This is a genomic window from Amycolatopsis sp. CA-126428, from assembly GCF_002904335.1.
In the GTDB taxonomy this organism is placed as follows: Bacteria; Actinomycetota; Actinomycetes; order Mycobacteriales; family Pseudonocardiaceae; genus Amycolatopsis.
This window is the reverse complement of record NZ_PPHF01000070.1, coordinates 15369-32589: the sequence shown is the minus strand read 5'-3', so window position 1 is coordinate 32589 and position 17221 is coordinate 15369. Positions and strand designations below refer to the sequence as shown.

The 17221-nt window shown below is 71.3% G+C and carries 17 protein-coding genes; 9 read left to right on the top strand and 8 right to left on the bottom strand.

What is annotated here, in order from left to right; all coding sequences use genetic code 11:
• Positions 1-35: 35 nt before the first annotated feature.
• The 4 genes from C2L58_RS17620 to C2L58_RS17605 are packed head-to-tail and all read right to left on the bottom strand — an operon-like array spanning position 36 to position 5490.
• Positions 36-1163 (bottom strand): lactonase family protein, encoded by a 1128-nt coding sequence (locus C2L58_RS17620; RefSeq protein ID WP_103338673.1) that lies wholly within the window; start codon positions 1161-1163, stop codon positions 36-38.
• 48 nt (positions 1164-1211) lie between these two features.
• Positions 1212-2600: a GntP family permease gene (locus tag C2L58_RS17615; RefSeq protein ID WP_103338672.1), complete on the bottom strand. Its 1389-nt coding sequence runs from the start codon at positions 2598-2600 to the stop codon at positions 1212-1214.
• On the bottom strand, positions 2597-4192 hold the full coding sequence (locus C2L58_RS17610; protein ID WP_103338671.1) for an N-acyl-D-amino-acid deacylase family protein: 1596 nt from the start codon (positions 4190-4192) through the stop codon (positions 2597-2599). Before C2L58_RS17610 ends, C2L58_RS17615 begins: the two co-directional genes overlap by 4 nt.
• On the bottom strand, positions 4192-5490 hold the full coding sequence (locus C2L58_RS17605; RefSeq protein WP_103338670.1) for an amino acid deaminase: 1299 nt from the start codon (positions 5488-5490) through the stop codon (positions 4192-4194). Before C2L58_RS17605 ends, C2L58_RS17610 begins: the two co-directional genes overlap by 1 nt.
• 168 nt (positions 5491-5658) lie before the next feature.
• Between C2L58_RS17605 and C2L58_RS17600 the strand changes: the two genes are divergently transcribed.
• The 3 genes from C2L58_RS17600 to C2L58_RS17590 are packed head-to-tail and all read left to right on the top strand — an operon-like array spanning position 5659 to position 7732.
• A complete protein-coding gene (locus C2L58_RS17600; protein WP_233225785.1) occupies positions 5659-6594 on the top strand; it encodes a sugar kinase in 936 nt (311 codons plus the stop codon).
• Positions 6591-7349 (top strand): IclR family transcriptional regulator, encoded by a 759-nt coding sequence (locus C2L58_RS17595; RefSeq protein WP_103338668.1) that lies wholly within the window; start codon positions 6591-6593, stop codon positions 7347-7349. Before C2L58_RS17600 ends, C2L58_RS17595 begins: the two co-directional genes overlap by 4 nt.
• On the top strand, positions 7349-7732 hold the full coding sequence (locus C2L58_RS17590; protein ID WP_103338667.1) for a RidA family protein: 384 nt from the start codon (positions 7349-7351) through the stop codon (positions 7730-7732). Before C2L58_RS17595 ends, C2L58_RS17590 begins: the two co-directional genes overlap by 1 nt.
• Before the next feature lie 35 nt (positions 7733-7767).
• On the opposite strand, the gene C2L58_RS17585 is transcribed toward C2L58_RS17590, so the two are convergent.
• From C2L58_RS17585 to C2L58_RS17575, 3 genes are all read right to left on the bottom strand, one after another.
• The gene (locus C2L58_RS17585) at positions 7768-8763 is read right to left on the bottom strand and encodes a 1-aminocyclopropane-1-carboxylate deaminase (RefSeq protein ID WP_103338666.1); all 996 of its coding nucleotides are present in this window, start codon (positions 8761-8763) and stop codon (positions 7768-7770) included.
• Positions 8760-9404, bottom strand: coding sequence for a GntR family transcriptional regulator (locus tag C2L58_RS17580; protein WP_199191315.1), 645 nt, complete (start codon positions 9402-9404; stop codon positions 8760-8762). The genes C2L58_RS17585 and C2L58_RS17580 overlap by 4 nt, the downstream gene beginning before the upstream one ends.
• A gap of 244 nt (positions 9405-9648) precedes the next feature.
• On the bottom strand, positions 9649-10008 hold the full coding sequence (locus tag C2L58_RS17575) for a DUF1844 domain-containing protein (protein WP_103338665.1): 360 nt from the start codon (positions 10006-10008) through the stop codon (positions 9649-9651).
• Positions 10009-10213: 205 nt separating this feature from the next.
• On the opposite strand from C2L58_RS17575, the gene infC reads away from it, so the two are divergent.
• The 6 genes from infC (at position 10214) to pheT (ending at position 16245) form a co-directional block, all read left to right on the top strand.
• Positions 10214-10831 (top strand): translation initiation factor IF-3, encoded by a 618-nt coding sequence (infC, locus tag C2L58_RS17570; RefSeq protein ID WP_103338664.1) that lies wholly within the window; start codon positions 10214-10216, stop codon positions 10829-10831.
• Positions 10832-10899: 68 nt separating this feature from the next.
• Positions 10900-11094 carry a 50S ribosomal protein L35 gene (gene rpmI, locus C2L58_RS17565; RefSeq protein ID WP_103338663.1) on the top strand — a complete coding sequence of 65 codons (195 nt, stop codon included), beginning with the start codon at positions 10900-10902 and terminating at the stop codon, positions 11092-11094.
• A gap of 67 nt (positions 11095-11161) precedes the next feature.
• Positions 11162-11539: a 50S ribosomal protein L20 gene (gene rplT, locus C2L58_RS17560; protein ID WP_004559056.1), complete on the top strand. Its 378-nt coding sequence runs from the start codon at positions 11162-11164 to the stop codon at positions 11537-11539.
• Complete coding sequence (locus C2L58_RS17555) at positions 11536-12351, top strand: TrmH family RNA methyltransferase (protein ID WP_255410547.1); 816 nt, start codon at positions 11536-11538, stop codon at positions 12349-12351. Before rplT ends, C2L58_RS17555 begins: the two co-directional genes overlap by 4 nt.
• 259 nt (positions 12352-12610) lie before the next feature.
• Complete coding sequence (pheS, locus tag C2L58_RS17550; RefSeq protein ID WP_103338662.1) at positions 12611-13672, top strand: phenylalanine--tRNA ligase subunit alpha; 1062 nt, start codon at positions 12611-12613, stop codon at positions 13670-13672.
• Positions 13672-16245 (top strand): phenylalanine--tRNA ligase subunit beta, encoded by a 2574-nt coding sequence (gene pheT / locus C2L58_RS17545; RefSeq protein WP_103338661.1) that lies wholly within the window; start codon positions 13672-13674, stop codon positions 16243-16245. The genes pheS and pheT overlap by 1 nt, the downstream gene beginning before the upstream one ends.
• Before the next feature lie 233 nt (positions 16246-16478).
• Here the strand turns inward: pheT and C2L58_RS17540 are convergent, their stop codons facing one another.
• Entirely contained in the window at positions 16479-17168 is a 690-nt protein-coding gene (locus C2L58_RS17540; RefSeq protein ID WP_103338660.1) for a DNA alkylation repair protein, read from the bottom strand.
• Positions 17169-17221: the final 53 nt, after the last annotated feature.

The following is a 17221-nucleotide window of genomic DNA, read 5'->3' as shown; positions in this document are numbered from 1 at the left end:
GCGGGTTCTAACCCGCCTTACCACTCACGACGGACTCAGGCGAAGTAGACGGAGTTGACGCTGCCGACGGCCAGTTGGCCGGCAGCGGCGCCGGGCAGGCCGGTGGCCGGGTCGCGCGGCAGCCAGGTGACGGTGCCGGAGCGCTGGTTCGAGACGTAGAACCAGCTTCCGGCCGGGTCGAGGGCCACGTGCCGCGGCCAGTTGCCGCCGGTCGGCACGCTCGACACCAGCTTCAGCGTCGCGCCGCCGCCGGAGACGGCGAAGGTGGCCAGGGTGTTCGGGCCGCGGACGGTCGCGTACACGAACTTCCCGTCGTTGGACACGACGATCTCGCCCGGGAACTGGTCGCCGGTGCTCCCGGCGGGCACGGCCGGGACGACGGACAGCGCTTTCAGCTGCCCCGCCGCCGCGTCCCAGCTCGCCACCGTCACCTCCGCCCGCAGTTCCTGCAGGATGTAGGCGAACTTCCCGGTGCGGTCGAACGCGAGGTGCCGCGGCCCGGCGCCGGACGGCAGCTTCAGCTGCTGGTGCAACGAAAGCTTCCCGGCGGCGAAGCCGTAGACGTACACCGAGTCGGCGCCCAGGTCGACCGCCAGGACCCAGCGGCCGGTCGGGTCGTTGACGACCTGGTGGGCGTGCGCCTGCCCCGAGTCGGCGTGGTGGGTCACCAGGTCGGTGGCCGCGCCGAGCTTGCCACCGGCCAGGATCGGCAGCACGACGACGCTGCCCGAGCTGTAGTTCGCGGCGAGCACGTACTTCTGGCTCGAGTGCACGCTCAGGTGCGTCGGCGCGCCGCCCTTCGACGAGACCTTGTTGAGCAGCTTCGGTTTCCCCGGGGCGGCGAGGCTCAGCGCCGAGACGTACCCGGCCGGGTCGCCTTCGTTGGTGACGTACAGCGTCTTGCCGTCGGCGCTGCGGTCGAACCACGACGTGTCGGTGATCCCCGGGATCGTCCGGACCAGGGACAGTGCCGCGCCCGAACGGGTGGCGACGTCGAGGCCGTGCCCGGTCGCCCCGGTCGTGTAGCTGCCGAGGTACGCGGTCGTGCCGGCGAAGCAGCCCTTCTCCGTGGTGGCCGCGCCGGCCACCTGCGTGCCGAGGACGGTGGCGGCGCCCGCGCCGGCCGCGGCGCCGAGGAACGTGCGACGGGAAAGTCCGGTCATCGTCTTTGTCTCCCAACGGGTTTCGGCGGTGACAGGCCCCAGTATGGTCTAGACCACGGCCATGAGCAATGCCGAAGCCCCGAAACCGGACAGGGAAAGCACGGTTTCCAGCGCCGTCCAGGACTTGAGCGTCTGCGGCACGGTCAGGTTGAAGTACCGCGAAACGATCCAGAACCCGCCGTCGTTGACGTGCGAGGCGATGATCGACCCGGCCGAAATCGCCATCACGAGCAGCGCCAGCTGGATCTGCGAATAACCGAGCTGGGCCACGGTCGGGGCGATGATCCCGCTCGTGGTCACGATGGCGACGGTCGCCGAACCCTGCGCGATCCGCATGCCGCAGCTGATCACGTACGCCGCGAGCAGCACCGGCAGCCCGGCGTCGTGCAGCGAGTCGGCCACGGCCTTGCCGATCCCGGTCGCCGAGAGCACCGCGCCGAAGAACGCGCCCGCGCCGACGACCAGCAGGATCATCGCGACCGGCCGCAGCGACTTCGCGGCCAGCTCGTTGAGGTCCTTGCCGGTGAACCCGCGCCGCAGGCCCAGCAGCCAGGAGGCGAGCAGGACGGCGACGGTCAGCGCGACGGCCGGGGTGCCGATGAACGCGGCGACGCCGGCGAGCGCCGAACCCTTCGGCAGCCAGATGCTGCCGAACGTGCCGGCCAGGATGAGCACCAGCGGCACCGCGATGATCGAGGCGACCAGCCCCAGCGCCGGCGGGTTCTCCTCGCGCTCGCCCTCCTCCTCGGCGAAGACCATGTCCTCGGGCACGTCGACCACGATGCGCTTGCCGATCCAGGTCGAGTAGAGCACGCCGCCGATGAGGAACGCCGGGATACCGCAGGCCAGGCCCATCAGGATGATCCAGCCGAGCTCGACGTGCAGCAGCCCGGCCGCGGCGACCGGGCCCGGGTGCGGCGGCAGGAAGGCGTGCGTGATCGACAGGCCGGCCAGCAGCGGCATCGCGTACAGCACCAGGGACTTGCCGCCCTGCTTCGCGGCGACGTAGACCAGCGGGGCCAGCACGAAGATGCCGATGTCGAAGAACACCGGGATGCCGAAGATGAACCCGGCGACCCCCATGGCCAGCGGCGCCCGCTTCTCGCCGAACGACCGCAGCAGCGCCCCGGTGAGCACCTTCGCGCCGCCCGAGCGTTCCAGGATCGACCCGAGGATCGTGCCCAGTCCGATGATCGCCGTGATGTGCCCGAGGATGCTGCCGAACCCCTTTTCCAGCAGGGAGTCCGACGCCTTCTGGGCCGACCCGACGATGGTGCCGACGGGCAGGCCCGCGGCCAGCGCCGTCAGCAGGCCGACGACGATCAGCGCGATGAAGGGTTCCAGCTTCAGTTTGATGATCAGCACCAGCAGGACGGCGATCGAGACGGCGGCGAGCGTGAGCAGCCCGCCGGTGGTGTGTTGCAGCCAGTGGATCATCGTGCTCTCCGGGGGTTGCGCAGGGAACCACCGGCGAGGGCGCCGGTGGGACGACCGTCGTCGAGGGCGGCGACGCCGTTGACGAACACGTGGGTGAGGCCCGTGGCGGGTTGCCGCGGGTCTTCGAAGGTGGCGGTGTCGGCGACCGTTTCGGGGTCGAACAGCACCAGGTCCGCGGCGTACCCGGCGCGGACCAGCCCGCGGTCGGTCAGCCGCAGCCGCCGTGCGGCGCGCCCGGTGAGGTGGGCGACGCATTCGGCGAGGTCCAGCACGCCCAGTTCACGGACGTACCGGGCGAGGTAGCGGGGGAACGTGCCCCACGCGCGCGGGTGCGGCCGCGCGCCGACGAGCAGGCCGTCGCTGCCGCCGGTGTGCGTGGGGTGCCGCATGATGGCCTGGACGTTCTCTTCGTGCCCGACGTGCATCAGGCACGACGTCCCGAGCCGCTCGTCGAGCAGGGTGTCGAAGTAGAGCTTCGCCGGTTCGGTGCCTTGTGCGCGGGCCGACGCGGCAACGCTGTGCCCGACCAGGTGGGCGTTGTGTTCGTTGCGCACGCCGTTGATTTCGATGGCTTCCCAGTCGATCGGGACGCCGTGCGCACCGTCCGAACCGGACTCCTCGATCTCGGCGCGGATCCGCTCGCGTTCGTCCACATCGGACAGCCGGGCGAGGGTGGCGTCCAGTCCGCCTTCGGTGGCCCAGCTGGGCAGCAGCGCGCTCAGGTAGGTCGCGCCCGGCAGGTACGGGTAGGTGTCGAGGGAAATGTCGCAGCCGTCGTCGAGGGCGTCGTCGAGGAGCTTCAGCAGGTCGGGTGCTTTTCCCTTGTTGACCGAGAAGTTCATCGTCGCGTGGGCCAGGTGCAGTGGGCAGCCGGACCGCCTGCTCACGTCGATCATTTCGGCGAACGCCTCCAGCGCGCCCTTGCCGTAGCTGCGGTGGTGCGGGCTGTAGAACCCGCCCAGCTCGCCGACGACCCGGCACAGCTCGACGAGCTCGCTCGTCTCCGCGTACATCCCCGGCGTGTAGGTGAGGCCCGAAGACATCCCCATCGCGCCCTCGTGCAGGCCGGTGGCGACGAGTTCCTTCATCCGGTCCAGCTCGGTGTCCGTGGCGGGCCGGTCGTCCCAGCCGACGGTGAGCATCCGGACCGTGCCCTGCGGTACCAGGTAGGCGGCGTTCACGGCGATGCCCCGGTCGAGCCGGTCGAGGTACTCGCCGACCGAGCGCCAGTTCCAGTCGAACCCCGGCGGGTCGTCGTTCCAGCCCGCGAGCTGCTGCCGCAGCGCTTCGAGCACGACGTCGTCGACGGGCGCGTACGACAGCCCGTCCTGGCCGAGGACCTCGGTCGTCACGCCCTGGGTGATCTTGGCCGGGTGGTCCGGGTTGGCCAGCAGCTGCAGGTCCGAGTGCGAGTGCATGTCGATGAACCCGGGCGCGAGCACCAGCCCGTCGGCGTCGATGGTCCGGCGCCCGGCCAGCGACCCCGCTTCGGCGACACTGGCGATCTTGGCCCCGGTGATCCCGACGTCGTGCCGCGTGATCGCGTCGCCGGTGCCGTCGGCGACCAGCGCGCCGCGGAAGACGACGTCCATCAGAACCACGTCCGGACGTAGTCGACGACGGTTTCGCCGTCGGCCGCGGTCACCGGCAGCAGCGGCCACTTGTCGAACACCGTGCACGGGTGGGAGAGGCCGAGCCCGATCCAGTCGCCGACCTCGACCGGCGACCCCGGCGGCAGCGCGAGGAAGGCGTGCTGGTCGTTCAGCTTCGTGACGACGTGGCCTTCGAGGGGTTCGGCGGGGCCGTCCGGGGTGCGGCGCAGCTGCGGCTCGGGCATGCCCTCGTCGAAGGAGGCGTCGCGCTTGCCGAGGGTGAGCAGCGCGAGCTCGTCCGACGGCTTCGACGTCACCTGCGCCCACGCCCGCAGCGCCGGCCGGAACGAGTCGACGCCGTCGATGCGCGGGTGGTCGCCGAGCGGGGAGATCTGGCGGTAGAACCCGTCGTCGTGGGTGAGGTAGGCGCCGCTGCGCAGCACCGGGAGCACGTCGAGGCCGTCCGGCCACGGTTTCGTCAGCTCGTCGGCCACCTGGTCGAAGTAGGCGCTGCCGCCGGCGGTGACGACGATCTGCCCGTCGAGGAGTCCCTTGTCGGAAAGGGAGATCGCCAGGTTGCGCAGGCCGTCCACATAGGAGCTGATCTTGGCCAGCGCGGCTTCGTCGGTGTCGTGGGAGAGTGCGCCTTCGTAGCCGCCGGTGCCGCGCAGCCGGAGCACCGGGCTGGCCTGGACCGCTTCGGCGATCGCCAGCGCGGTCGCGGTGTCGCGGACGCCGGTGCGGCCGCCGTCGGCGCCCAGTTCGACCAGGACGTCGACCGGGCGCTCGGCGCCTTCGAGGGCCGCGGTCATCAGCTCGACGCCGCGGACGGAGTCGACCCAGCAGAGGAACTCGAAGCCCGGGTCGGCCGCCAGTTCGGCGGCCAGCCAGCGCAGGCCGGCCGGGTCGAGGAGCTGGTTGGCGAGCAGGATCCGGGACACCCCGAAGGCTCGGTAGATCCGGAGGTGACCGGCGTTCGCGCAGGTCACACCCCACGCGCCGTGCTCGATCTGGCGCGCGAACAGTTGCGGTGCCATGGTCGTCTTGCCGTGCGGGGCGAGCGCCACGCCGCGGGCGGCGCACCAGGCGGCCATCGTCCGCAGGTTGTGTTCGAGCGCTTCTTCGTCGATGACGACGAAGGGGGCGAAGAACCCGTCGGTGAACAGGTTCAGCCGGCGGTCCGCGGCCTCTTGCAGGGTGAGCCCGGTGAGCGCGGGCGCGGCGGAGCGGAAGCGCCAGTCGACGCGTTCTTGGCGGAGCGCGTCGAGCGCGGCGGGGTCCATCAGGCAACGATTCATCGGCGGCGACTCCTGCGTTAGGAGTGTTACAGTTGCGTATGCTGCAACGGACGTTGCGCATTTTGAGTGCCATAGGTGTAGCATCCGGGTCGCCACAGGTCAACGGGGTGAAGGGCAGGGAGACGGAAAGTGACGAGCGGGCCCGAGGTGCTGTGCGTGGGCGAGACGATGGCGTTGTTCGTGCCCGCCGAACCCGGCCCGCCGGACGAGGTGAAGCACTGGGTGCGCACCATCGGCGGCGCCGAGTCGAACGTGGCCTGCAACCTGCCGACGCTGGGGGTGCGCAGCGGCTGGGTGAGCGCGGTCGGCGACGACCCCTTCGGCCGGGCGATGCTGCGGGAGGTCGCCTCCCACGGCGTCGACGTCAGTGCCTGTTCGGTCGACCCGCTGCGCCCGACCGGGCTCTACGTCAAGGAAAGCGGCGCCGGCGGCAGTCCCGTGCGCTACTACCGGACGGGCTCGGCCGCGTCCGGGATGGGCCCGGAGCTGCTGGATCGGCTCGACCTCGACGGCGTCCGCGTGCTGCACCTGTCGGGGATCACGCCCGCGCTGTCGGACAGCTGCCTCGCGCTGGTCCGCGCCCTGCTGGAGATGCCCCGCGGCGACCGGCTGATCTCGTTCGACGTCAACCTGCGCCCCGCGCTGTGGGCCGGCCGCGACCCCGGCCTGCTCGCCGAGCTGGCCGGGCAGGCCGACATCGTCCTGACCGGCGACGACGAGGCCCAGCGGGTGTGGGGGACCGGGGATCCGGCGGAGTTGCGCACGCTGCTGCCGGGGCGGCGCACGCTCGTGGTCAAGCACGGCGAGCGCGGGGCGACGCTGGTCGAGGGGGAGCCGTTGTTCGCGCCCGCGCTGAAGGTCGACGTCGTCGAGCCGGTCGGCGCCGGCGACGCGTTCGCCGCCGGGTTCCTGGCCGCGACCCTGCGCGGCGCCACGCCCCTGGAACGGCTGCGCCAGGGCCACCTGCAGGCCGCCGTCACCCTGCTGACCCACGACGACGTCGGGGTCCCGCTGCCCCGCAGCGTCGTGGATATCCTCCTGCACGCGGACCCGGACGAGTGGCGTTCGGCCCGGCTGACCGGAGAGGGCGTGGTGCTCGCATGAGCCAAAGCCTGGACCGCGCGCTGACGTTGCTGGGTTCGATCGCGCAGGACGCGCGGACCCTCGACGACCTCGCCGACGAGATCGGCGTGCACAAGTCGACCGTGCTGCGGCTGCTGCGCACCCTCGAACAGCACCACTTCGTCCGCCGCGAAGGCGCCCGCCACTACCGGCTGGGCAGTGCCATGTTCGACCTCGCCAACCAGGCCCTGGACTCCTTCGACGTCCGGCGCAGCGCCCACCCCGCGCTCGCCGCCCTCAACGCGCGCACCGGGCACACCGTGCACCTGGCCAGCTACGAGGACGGCGAAGTCGTCTACATCGACAAGTTCGAAGGCCGGCACTCGGTGCGGATGTACTCGCGCATCGGCAAGCGCGCGCCGCTGCACTGCACCGCGGTGGGGAAGGTGCTGGTCGCGGCGATGCCGGTGGCCCGGCGCGAGGAGATCGCGCGGTCGATCGAGTACCCGGTGCGGACGCCGAACACGATCACCACGGCTTCGGAATACCTGGCGGAGCTGGAGCGCGTGGCCCAGCGCGGGTACGCCGTCGACAACGCCGAACACGAGGACTTCATCCACTGCATCGCGGCGCCGGTGCGGGGGACCGGCGGCGAGGTGCTGGCCGCCGCGTCGATGTCGGTGCCGAAGGTGCTGCTCGACTACGACGGCCTGCTGGCGCTGGTGCCCGAGCTGCGGGCCGCCACGAAGGAAGCTTCCGTCCACAGCGGATGGACGGAGAACGGAAAGGGGCACTGATGAGCAAGACGGCAGTTTCCACCGAGAACGCGCCGAAGCCGCCGGCGAAGTTCTCGCAGGCCGTCCGCAAGGGGAACCTGCTGCAGGTCGCCGGCCAGGTCGCCTTCGACCCGGCCACGAACGAGATCGTCGGTGACGACGTCGCGGGCCAGACCCGGCAGACGTTCAAGAACATCGAAGCCGTGCTGGCGGCGGCGGGCTCGAGCCTCGCCGACGCGATCATGGTCCGGGTGTACCTGACCGACACGGCCCACTTCGCGCCGTTCAACGAGGTGTACGACGAGCTGATCGGCGACGCGCCGCAGCCCGCCCGCACGACGGTGTACGTCGGCCTCCCGGGCGAGCTCCTCGTCGAGATCGACGTGCTCTGCGTGCTGGACTGAGCTCGGGGTGGGCCGGGTGCTCCCGGCCCACCACCTCAGCCGAGGACGCTCGTGTAGCCGTTGAGGGCGGGCTGCCCGCCCAGGTGGGCGTAGAGGACGTTCGAGTCCGTGCCGATTTCCCTGCGGCCGACCAGGTCGATGAGGCCCGCCATCGACTTGCCCTCGTACACCGGGTCGGTGATCATGCCCTCCAGCCGCGCGCAGGTCTCGATCGCGTCCACAGTGGACTTGTCCGGGATGCCGTAGACCCCGGCGTGGTAGCGGTCGTCCAGCTCGACTTCCGCGATCTCGCCGGCGCCGATCAGCTCGGCGGTGTTGCGTGCGATGCGCGTGACCTGCTCGCGCGTCTCCCCGGGCTTCGCGGAGGCGTCGATGCCGAGGATGCGTCGGGTCCTTCCGAGCGCGGTCCCCGCGACCATGCCGCCCTGGGTGCTGCCGGTGACCGAGCAGACGATCACCGTGTCGAAGAAGACACCCAGTTCCGCCTCCTGCTGCTCCAGCTCTACGACCCAGTTCGCGAACCCGAGGCCGCCGAGCCGGTGGTCCGACGCGCCGGCCGGGATGGCGTACGGCTTCCCGCCGTTCGCTTCGATCTCGGCGACCGCGTCCTCCCAGGCTTCCTTGAACCCGATGCCGAAGCCGGCCTGCACGAGCCGGACGTCCGCGCCGAGGATGCGCGAGAGCTGGATGTTGCCGACCTTGTCGTAGAGCGGGTCGTGCCAGTCGACCCAGCTTTCCTGCACCAGCACGGCCTTCAGCCCGGCCCGCGCGGCGGCGGCCGCGACCTGGCGGGTGTGGTTGGACTGGACGCCACCGATGGAGACGAGCGTGTCGGCGCCCTGCGCGAGCGCGTCGGCGACCAGGTATTCGAGCTTGCGGGTCTTGTTGCCGCCGTAGGCGAGGCCGGAGTTGACGTCCTCGCGCTTCGCCCAGACCTTCGCTCCGCCGAGGTGCGCGGTGAGCCGCTCGAGCGGGTGCACCGGCGACGGGCCGAACAGCAGGGGGTAGCGGGGGAAGTCGGCGAGGGTCATCGGTCCTCCAGCAGCTCGGTCCAGATGGTCGAAATCACGGAGGCGGCGGTTTCGGTGTCGTGCTTCTCGAGGGCGTCGATGAGCTTCGTGTGGCGCTCGACGGAGTTCCAGGCGAGCGCCGAGCTGAAGTGCGCGCGCTCCAGCCGGCGCAGCAGCGGGGTGTAGCGGTCGAGGGTCGCGGCCACCGCGGCGTTGCCCGCCAGCCGGACGGGGATGTCGTGCAGATCGTCATCCGCTTTCACGGCGGCGGCGACGTCCCGCGCTTCGATCGCCGCGGCAAAGCGGTCGTTGGCCGCGCGCATCGCGGCGACGTCGGCCGCCCGGCACCTCGGGGCGGCTTGTTTCACCGCGAACTCGTGCAGCACGCGGACGATCTCCCGGGCGTCCAGGACGTCGCGCGACATGACGTCGGAGACCCGCGTGTAGCTCTGCGGCTTCGAGTCGACGAGGCCGTCGTCGGCCAGCCGCCGGAGGGCTTCCCGGACGGGGGCTTTCGAGAGGCCGAGCTGGTCGGCGAGGTCGCCGTCGCGCAGGGGGGTACCCGGCGGCAACGTGCCGTCGACGATGGCCTGCCGGATGCGGTCGTACGCCTCGTCGCGCAGGAGTGGGCGGCTGACCTTTGAGAGACTCACATCTAACATGTTAGATGTGAGCAGGCTCGCCCGGCAAGAACCCGAGCGAGTGAAACATCAGTCACAAGCAGGCTCGTCGGGCGAGGATCCCGAGGGAGTAAAATATCAGTCACGAGCGGCTCGCCCGGCCAGGCGCCGAGCGACTGAAATATCAGTTACTCGCAGGCTCGCCCGGGCTGGCACCCGGGCGAGTGAAATGTCAGTGACGAGCGACGAGCAAGCCGGCCGAGCCAGGCTCCGAGCGACTGAAATGTCAGTAGACGGGGCCGGTGTACTTCTCGCCAGGCCCCTGACCAGGCTCGTCGGGCACAGCCGAAGCCTCCCGGAATGCCTTCTGGAGCGACTGCAGGCCATCGCGCAGCGGCCCGGCGTGCAGCCCCAGGTACTCGGCGGAGGCCGTCACGAGCCCGGCCAGCGCGGTGATCAGGCGGCGCGCTTCATCGAGGTCCCGGTGCGGGGAGGTGGCGGGATCGGCGTCGGCCAGGCCGAGCCGTTCGGCGCCGGCCGACAGCAGCATGACGGCGGCGCGGCTGATCACCTCCACGCTGGGGATGTCCTCCAGGTGGCGCGCGTCCGGGGAATACGGGGGCTGTTGGGAAGGTTGTTCCGACACGTCTGGTACCCTTCCACGAGCGACCAGCCCCCGAGCGATCGGGGGCGGCAAGTGGAGCCCCGCTCCCACCCGCGTCACCGTACAGGTGGCCGGGTCCGGTCTCACCCGGACGTCAAGTCCAGGGTGAAGTGCCCGGCTTCGCGGCCGGGTGCGATCGGAAACAGAGTGGGCCCCGCGCACCGAATGGTGTCGGGGCCTTCGCTATGTGGGCACCAGGTCGAACGAGAACACGAAACATTCCTCGGACCAAGGAGGCCCCATCAGCTCCGAGACACGCATCAACGACCGAATCCGGGTGCCGGAGGTCCGTCTCGTCGGACCCGCCGGCGAACAGGTCGGCATCGTCCGGATCGAGGATGCGCTGCGCCTGGCGCAGGAGAACGACCTCGACCTCGTCGAGGTCGCGCCGCAGGCCCGCCCGCCGGTGTGCAAGCTCATGGACTTCGGCAAGTTCAAGTACGAGAGCGCGCAGAAGGCCCGCGAGTCGCGTCGGAACCAGCAGCTGACCGTCATCAAGGAACAGAAGCTGCGCCCCAAGATCGACCAGCACGACTACGAGACCAAGAAGGGTCACGTGTCGCGCTTCCTGGCGGCGGGCAACAAGGTCAAGGTCACGATCATGTTCCGCGGTCGCGAGCAGTCCCGGCCGGAGCTCGGCTACCGGCTGCTGCAGAAGCTCGCCGAGGACGTCACCGAACTGGGTTTCGTCGAGTCTTCGGCGAAGCAGGACGGTCGCAACATGATCATGGTGCTGGCCCCGCACAAGAACGTGAAGCCGAAGGCGAAGGCCGAGGCGGCCCCCGAGCCGACCCCCGAGGCATAAGCGCCGACCAGCACGAGCCAGCGGCTCACCGGATTCTCCGGTGAGCCGCCGCACGAAAGAGGACAGAAATGCCGAAGATGAAGACCCACAGCGGGACCTCCAAGCGCATCCGCAAGACGGGGACGGGCAAGCTGCGCCGCCAGATGACCGGCCGGCGTCACCGCATGGAGAAGAAGTCCAGCCGCGTGACCCGCCGCCTCGAGGGCACCACCGAGGTGGCCAAGACCGAGGTCAGCCGCGTGAAGCGCTTGCTCGGCATCTGATCCCGCAGAACTTGCTGTAACCACCCGGGGCGGCCCCCTCGCCCCCTGAGATCGACAGGATGGACCCGTGGCACGCGTCAAGCGGGCGGTAAACGCCCAGAAGAAGCGTCGCGCAACTCTCGAACTGGCCAGCGGCTACCGCGGCCAGCGTTCGCGGCTGTACCGCAAGGCCAAGGAGCAGACGCTTCACTCGCTGAACTACGCCTACCGGGACCGCCGTGCCCGCAAGGGTGACTTCCGCCAGCTGTGGATCACCCGCATCAACGCGGCCGCCCGGGCCAACGGCGTGACCTACAACCGGTTCATCCAGGGCATCAAGGCCGCGGGTGTCGAGGTCGACCGCAAGATCCTCGCGGACCTGGCCGTCAACGACGCCGCCGCCTTCACCGCGCTGGCCGAGCTCGCCAAGGCCAACGTCAACACCGGCGAAGCGAAGTCGGCCTGACCGGCAGCTTTTCCCGACCCGGGGCGGATCCGTTCACCGAACGGACCCCCCGGGTCGTTGCTGCGCGCAAGCTGACCCGGCGCGCGGAACGCGACAAGACCGGCCGGTTCCTGGCCGAGGGCGCCAACGCCGTCGAGGCCGCGCTGGCGGACGGCACGGTGTACGAGCTGTTCGTCACTTCGCGCGCGGCCGCACAGCACGCGAAGTTGGTGGACGCGGCCCGCGCGGCCGGCGTCGGGGTCTCGCCGATCACCGACCGCGCCGCCGAGGGGCTGTCGGAAACCGTGACGCCGCAGGGCATCGTGGCCGTCTGCGCGCTGCTGGACCGGCCCCTCGAAGAGGCCGTGACCCCGGCTGCCCGGCTCGTGGTGGTGCTGGTGGACGTCGCCGACCCCGGCAACGCCGGCACGGTGATCCGGGTCGCCGACGCGGCCGGCGCCGACGCGGTCGTCCTGGCGGGCGACACGGTCGACCCGCACAACGGCAAGTGCGTCCGCGCGGCCGCCGGCAGCCTGTTCCACCTGCCGATCGCGCGCGTCCGCGACGTCCCGGCCGCGCTGGCCGTCTGCTCGGCCGCGGGCCTGCGGACGTTCGCCGCCCACGGTTACGCCGACGCCGAACTCGATCGGGTGGACCTCGCCGTGCCCACGGCGTGGGTGTTCGGCAACGAAGCCCACGGTCTGCCGGCCGAGGTCCTCGACCGGACCGACCTTGCGGTCCGGATCCCGATGTACGGCCGCGCCGAGAGCCTCAACCTCGCCACCGCGGCGGCCGTCTGCGTCTACACGAGCGCGCTGGCGGCACGCCGCTGACCAGCGGCCGGCCCCCTCCTTTCGGGGTGTGGCACGGCTTTCTGCACCGCCGCGCCGGAGCCGGCGGAGCGGTGCCCGGTGCGCTCGCGCCGGCCGCCTCCGCCGAGGTGTTCTCCGCGCGGTGACCGGGTGTCCGCACGCCCCCGGGGCGACCGGGGGCGTGCGGAGCCGATCCCATAGACTTTTCCCGCCTTTGACCTCTCGCGCGCCGTGTGCGGCGGAGCGCGAACGAACCAGTCCCAGCGGACGCCGAGGAGTTATGTCCGGAGCCACGGAGAAGGAAGTACAGGGCGCGGTACTCGCCCCTGAGACGCTGCAGGCGGCGGTCAAGGCCGCCGAAGCGGCGTTCGCCGCCGCGACCGGGCTCGAAGGGCTGGCCGAGGTCAAGCCGGCCCACCTCGGCGACCACGCGCCGCTGATGCTGGCCCGCCGTGAGATCGGTGCCCTGCCCAAGCAGGAGAAGGCCGAGGCGGGCAAGCGCGTCAACGAGGCCCGCCAGGCCGTCCAGGCGGCCTTCGACGCCCGCCGCGCCGAGCTCCAGGTGGAGCGCGACGAGCGCGTGCTGCGCGAAGAGGCGGTCGACGTCACCCTGCCGTGGGACCGCGTCCCGCGCGGCGCCCGGCACCCGATCAGCACCATCTCCGAACGCGTCGCGGACGCCTTCGTCGCGATGGGTTACGAGGTCGCCGAGGGCCCGGAGCTCGAAGCCGAGTGGTTCAACTTCGACGCGCTGAACTTCGGCAAGGACCACCCGGCCCGGCAGCTGCAGGACACGTTCTACGTCGGCGAAGAGGACTCGGGCCTGGTGCTGCGCACGCACACCTCGCCGGTCCAGGCGCGCACGCTGCTGCACCGCGACCTGCCGGTGTACGTCGTCTGCCCCGGCCGGACGTACCGCACCGACGAGCTCGACTCGACGCACACCCCGGTGTTCACCCAGGTCGAAGGCCTCGCGGTGGACAAGGGCATCACCATGGCCCACCTCAAGGGCACGCTGGACGCCTTCGCCCGCGCGATGTTCGGCGAAAGCTCCAAGACGCGGCTGCGCCCGCACTTCTTCCCCTTCACCGAGCCGTCCGCCGAGGTGGACGTCTGGTTCGAGGAGAAGAAGGGCGGCCCCGGCTGGGTCGAGTGGGGCGGCTGCGGCATGGTCAACCCGAACGTGCTGCGCGCCTGCGGTGTCGACCCCGAGGTGTACTCGGGGTTCGCCTTCGGCATGGGCATCGAGCGCACCCTGCAGTTCCGCAACGGGATCCCGGACATGCGCGACATGGTGGAGGGCGACGTCCGCTTCACCCTTCCCTTCGGAACGGAGGCGTAGTGCGAGTCCCAGTCAGCTGGCTGACCGAACACCTCGAGCTCGCTGAGGAGGTCACGCCGCAGGACCTGGCCGACGCGTTCGTCCGGATCGGCATCGAGGTCGACGACCTGCACGAGCTCGGTCCCGTGACCGGCCCGCTGGTGGTCGGCCGGGTGGCCGAGATCGAGGAGCTCACCGAGTTCAAGAAGCCGGTGCGCTTCTGCCGCGTCGACGTCGGCGAGCCCGCCGACGAAGCCGAGGACCTCGACGACGACGAACTCGACGACGAGGACGAGGACGAGGACGAAGCCGGCGAGTTCGACGAGGGCCCGCACGGCATCAAGACCCGCGGCATCATCTGCGGAGCGCGCAACTTCGTCGAGGGCGACCTGGTCGTCGTCGCGCTGCCGGGCGCCGTCCTGCCCGGCGACTTCGCCATCGCCGCCCGCAAGACCTACGGCCGGATCAGCGACGGCATGATCTGCTCGGCGCGCGAGCTCGGCCTCGGCGACGACCACACCGGCATCCTCGTGCTGCCCCCGGGCACCGCGAGCCCGGGTGACGACGCCCAAGAGCTGCTCGGCCTGAACGACTCGGTGATCGAGCTCGCTCCGACCCCGGATCGGGGCTACGCGCTGTCGATCCGTGGGCTCGCGCGCGAGCTGTCGAACGCGCTCGACGTGCCCTTCGGCGACCCGGCCCTGCTGGAGGTCCCGGCGGCCGAGGGCGACGCCTGGCCGGTCCGCGTCGAGGACCCGGAAGGCTGCCCGCGGTTCGTGCTGCGCCGGGTCACCGGCCTGGACGCGACCGCGCCGACGCCGTGGCGGATGCGCCGGCGGCTGATGCTGGCCGGCATCCGGTCGATCTCGCTGGCCGTCGACGTCACGAACTACGTGATGCTCGAGCTCGGGCACCCCTTGCACGCGTTCGCCACCAAGGCCATCCAGGGCGACCTGGTGGTGCGGCGGGCGAAGCCGGGCGAGAAACTGACCACTTTGGACGATGTCGAGCGCACGCTCGACCCGGACGACGTGGTCATCGCCGACGACAGCGGCGTCATCTCGCTCGCCGGCACGATGGGTGGCGCGAGCACCGAGATCACGCCGGAGAGCACCGACGTGCTGCTCGAGGCGGCGCACTGGAACCCGGCGGCGATCAGCCGCACCGCGCGGCGGCACAAGCTGTTCTCCGAGGCCGCCAAGCGGTTCGAGCGGTTCACCGACCCGCAGCTGTGCGCGGCGGCGGTCGAGCTGGCCGCCCGGCTGCTGCGCCAGTACGGCGACGCCGCCATCCAGCCCGGCCGCACCGACGAGGGCACGGTCGAGCCGAACCCGCCGGTCGTCATGCCGATCAACCTGCCCGACAAGGTCGCGGGCGTGAACTACCAGCGCGGCGTGACGGTCCGCCGGCTCACCCAGATCGGCTGCAAGGTCTCGGTCGGCACGGGTGACGACGGAACGGGCCTGGTCACGGCGATCCCGCCGAGCTGGCGCGGCGATCTGCACCAGCCGGCCGACCTCGTCGAAGAGGTGCTGCGGCTCGAGGGCTACGACAGCATCCCGTCGACCCTCCCGGCGGCCCCGGCCGGCCGCGGCCTGACCGACGGCCAGCGGCGCGTCCGGAGTGTCTCCCGGGCGCTGGCCGAGGCGGGGTACGTCGAGGTGCGCCCGTTCCCGTTCGTCAGCGACGCGGTGTGGGACGCCTTCGGTCTCCCGGCCGACGACAGCCGCCGCAACGCGCTGGTCGTCCGCAACCCGCTGGAGGCCGACCGCAACCGCCTGGCGACGACGTTGCTGCCGGGCCTGCTGGACACCCTGCTGCGCAACGTGTCCCGCGGGATGAAGGACGTTTCGCTGTACCACATCGGCCAGGTGGTGCTCCCGGCCCCGAACCCGCTGAAGGTTCCCGACCTCGGCGTCGACCGGCGCCCGTCGGACGAGGACCTGGCCCTGCTGGAGGCGGCGGTGCCCGAGCAGCCGCTGCACGTGGCGGCGGTCCTCGCCGGCAACCGGCACCGGGCGGGCTGGTGGGGTCCGGGCGAGCCGGCGAACTGGGCCGACGCGGTCCAGGCGGCCCGCACGATCGCCGAGGCGGCCGGGGTCGAGCTGAAGGTGCAGGCGGCCGACCTCCCGCCGTGGCACCCGGGCCGCTGCGCCCAGCTCCGGGTCGGCGACTGGCCGGTCGGCTACGCGGGCGAGCTGCACCCGAAGGTGGTCGAGGCCCTCGGCCTGCCGCCCCGGACGGTGGCGATGGAGCTGGACCTGGACGCGATCCCGCTCCCGGACGCCCGCCCGGCACCGAGCGTCTCGGGCTACCCGCCCGTGCTCTTGGACGTGGCCCTGGTGGTGGCGGAGGATGTCCCGTCGGCGGACCTCGCGGAGGTCCTGCGGACGGGTGCGGGCGAGCTGCTGGAGGACATCACGCTGTTCGACGTGTACGCGGGCGAGCAGGTCGGCGAGGGCAAGCGATCGCTGGCGTACAAGCTGCGGTTCCGCGCGCCGGACCGCACCTTGACGATCGACGAGGCCACCAAGGCCCGCGACGCAGCGGTGGCAGCGGCAGGCGAGCGCTTCAACGCCACCCTCCGCGCCTGACGCTCCCCGGCCCCTCCCGCCCTCCGGCAGGAGGGGCCGGCCCACCAGCCCCGCTCCGACCCCCCCAGGCACGCGAGCCGACCGTCCAGGTACGCGTGTCGACCCCCCAGGCACGCGTGTCGTCCGTTCAATCACGCGAGCCGACTGTCCAGTCACGCGTGTCGACTGTCCAGTCACGCGAGCCGACCGTCCAGACACGCGAACCGACCCTCCAGGCGCCCCGCACCCGCACCTCAGCCGATGTGCTTGAGCGCCTCCCGCCTGGACAACCCGGACAACCCCGGGTGATCGTCCACGAAGCACCGCACCCAGTCCGGCGCCGTCTTCGCGTAGTCTCGCAGGGCCCAGCCGATTCCCTTGCGCAGGAAGAACTCGGTCTCCCCGATCGCCGGCTCGATCGCGCGGGTGAGCAGGTCCTTGTCCGTGTCTTCCTTGGCCCCCACCTGGCAGATGATGGCCGTCCGGCGGCGCCAGAGGTCGTCGTCGCGGGCCCAAGCCAGCATGATCGGTGTCATCCGGGGGCGGTACTCCCGGAGGATCGGGCCGATCCTCCGGATGGCCAACTCGTCCACGTGGTCCCACCACGCTCCGCCGACGATCATTTCCTCGTACACCGGGACCAGGTCCGGGTCCTGCCACCGCCGGTAGGCCCGGTACCCGGAAAGATCGATGGCCGCGTAGCGCTCCTCGCGGAATTCGGCGGTCCGCCACAGCTCCAGGACAGTTGCCGAGAATGTCACCCGATCCGGCAATGTGTGCTCGGCCAGCACCCGCTTGAGGAGGGCGCCGCGCTCGGGTTTCGCCACCCCGCGGAACGGCATGGCCGACTTCATGTACGCCTGCATCGCCGGCGCTTTCGCCGGGTCCGCCAGCTCCGCCAGTCCGGCACGGATCGCCTTGACCAGCCTCTCGTCCGCGCTCATCTGTCCTCCCGTCGGGCTCCGGCGATCCGGAGCGTACTGCCGGCCACCGACAG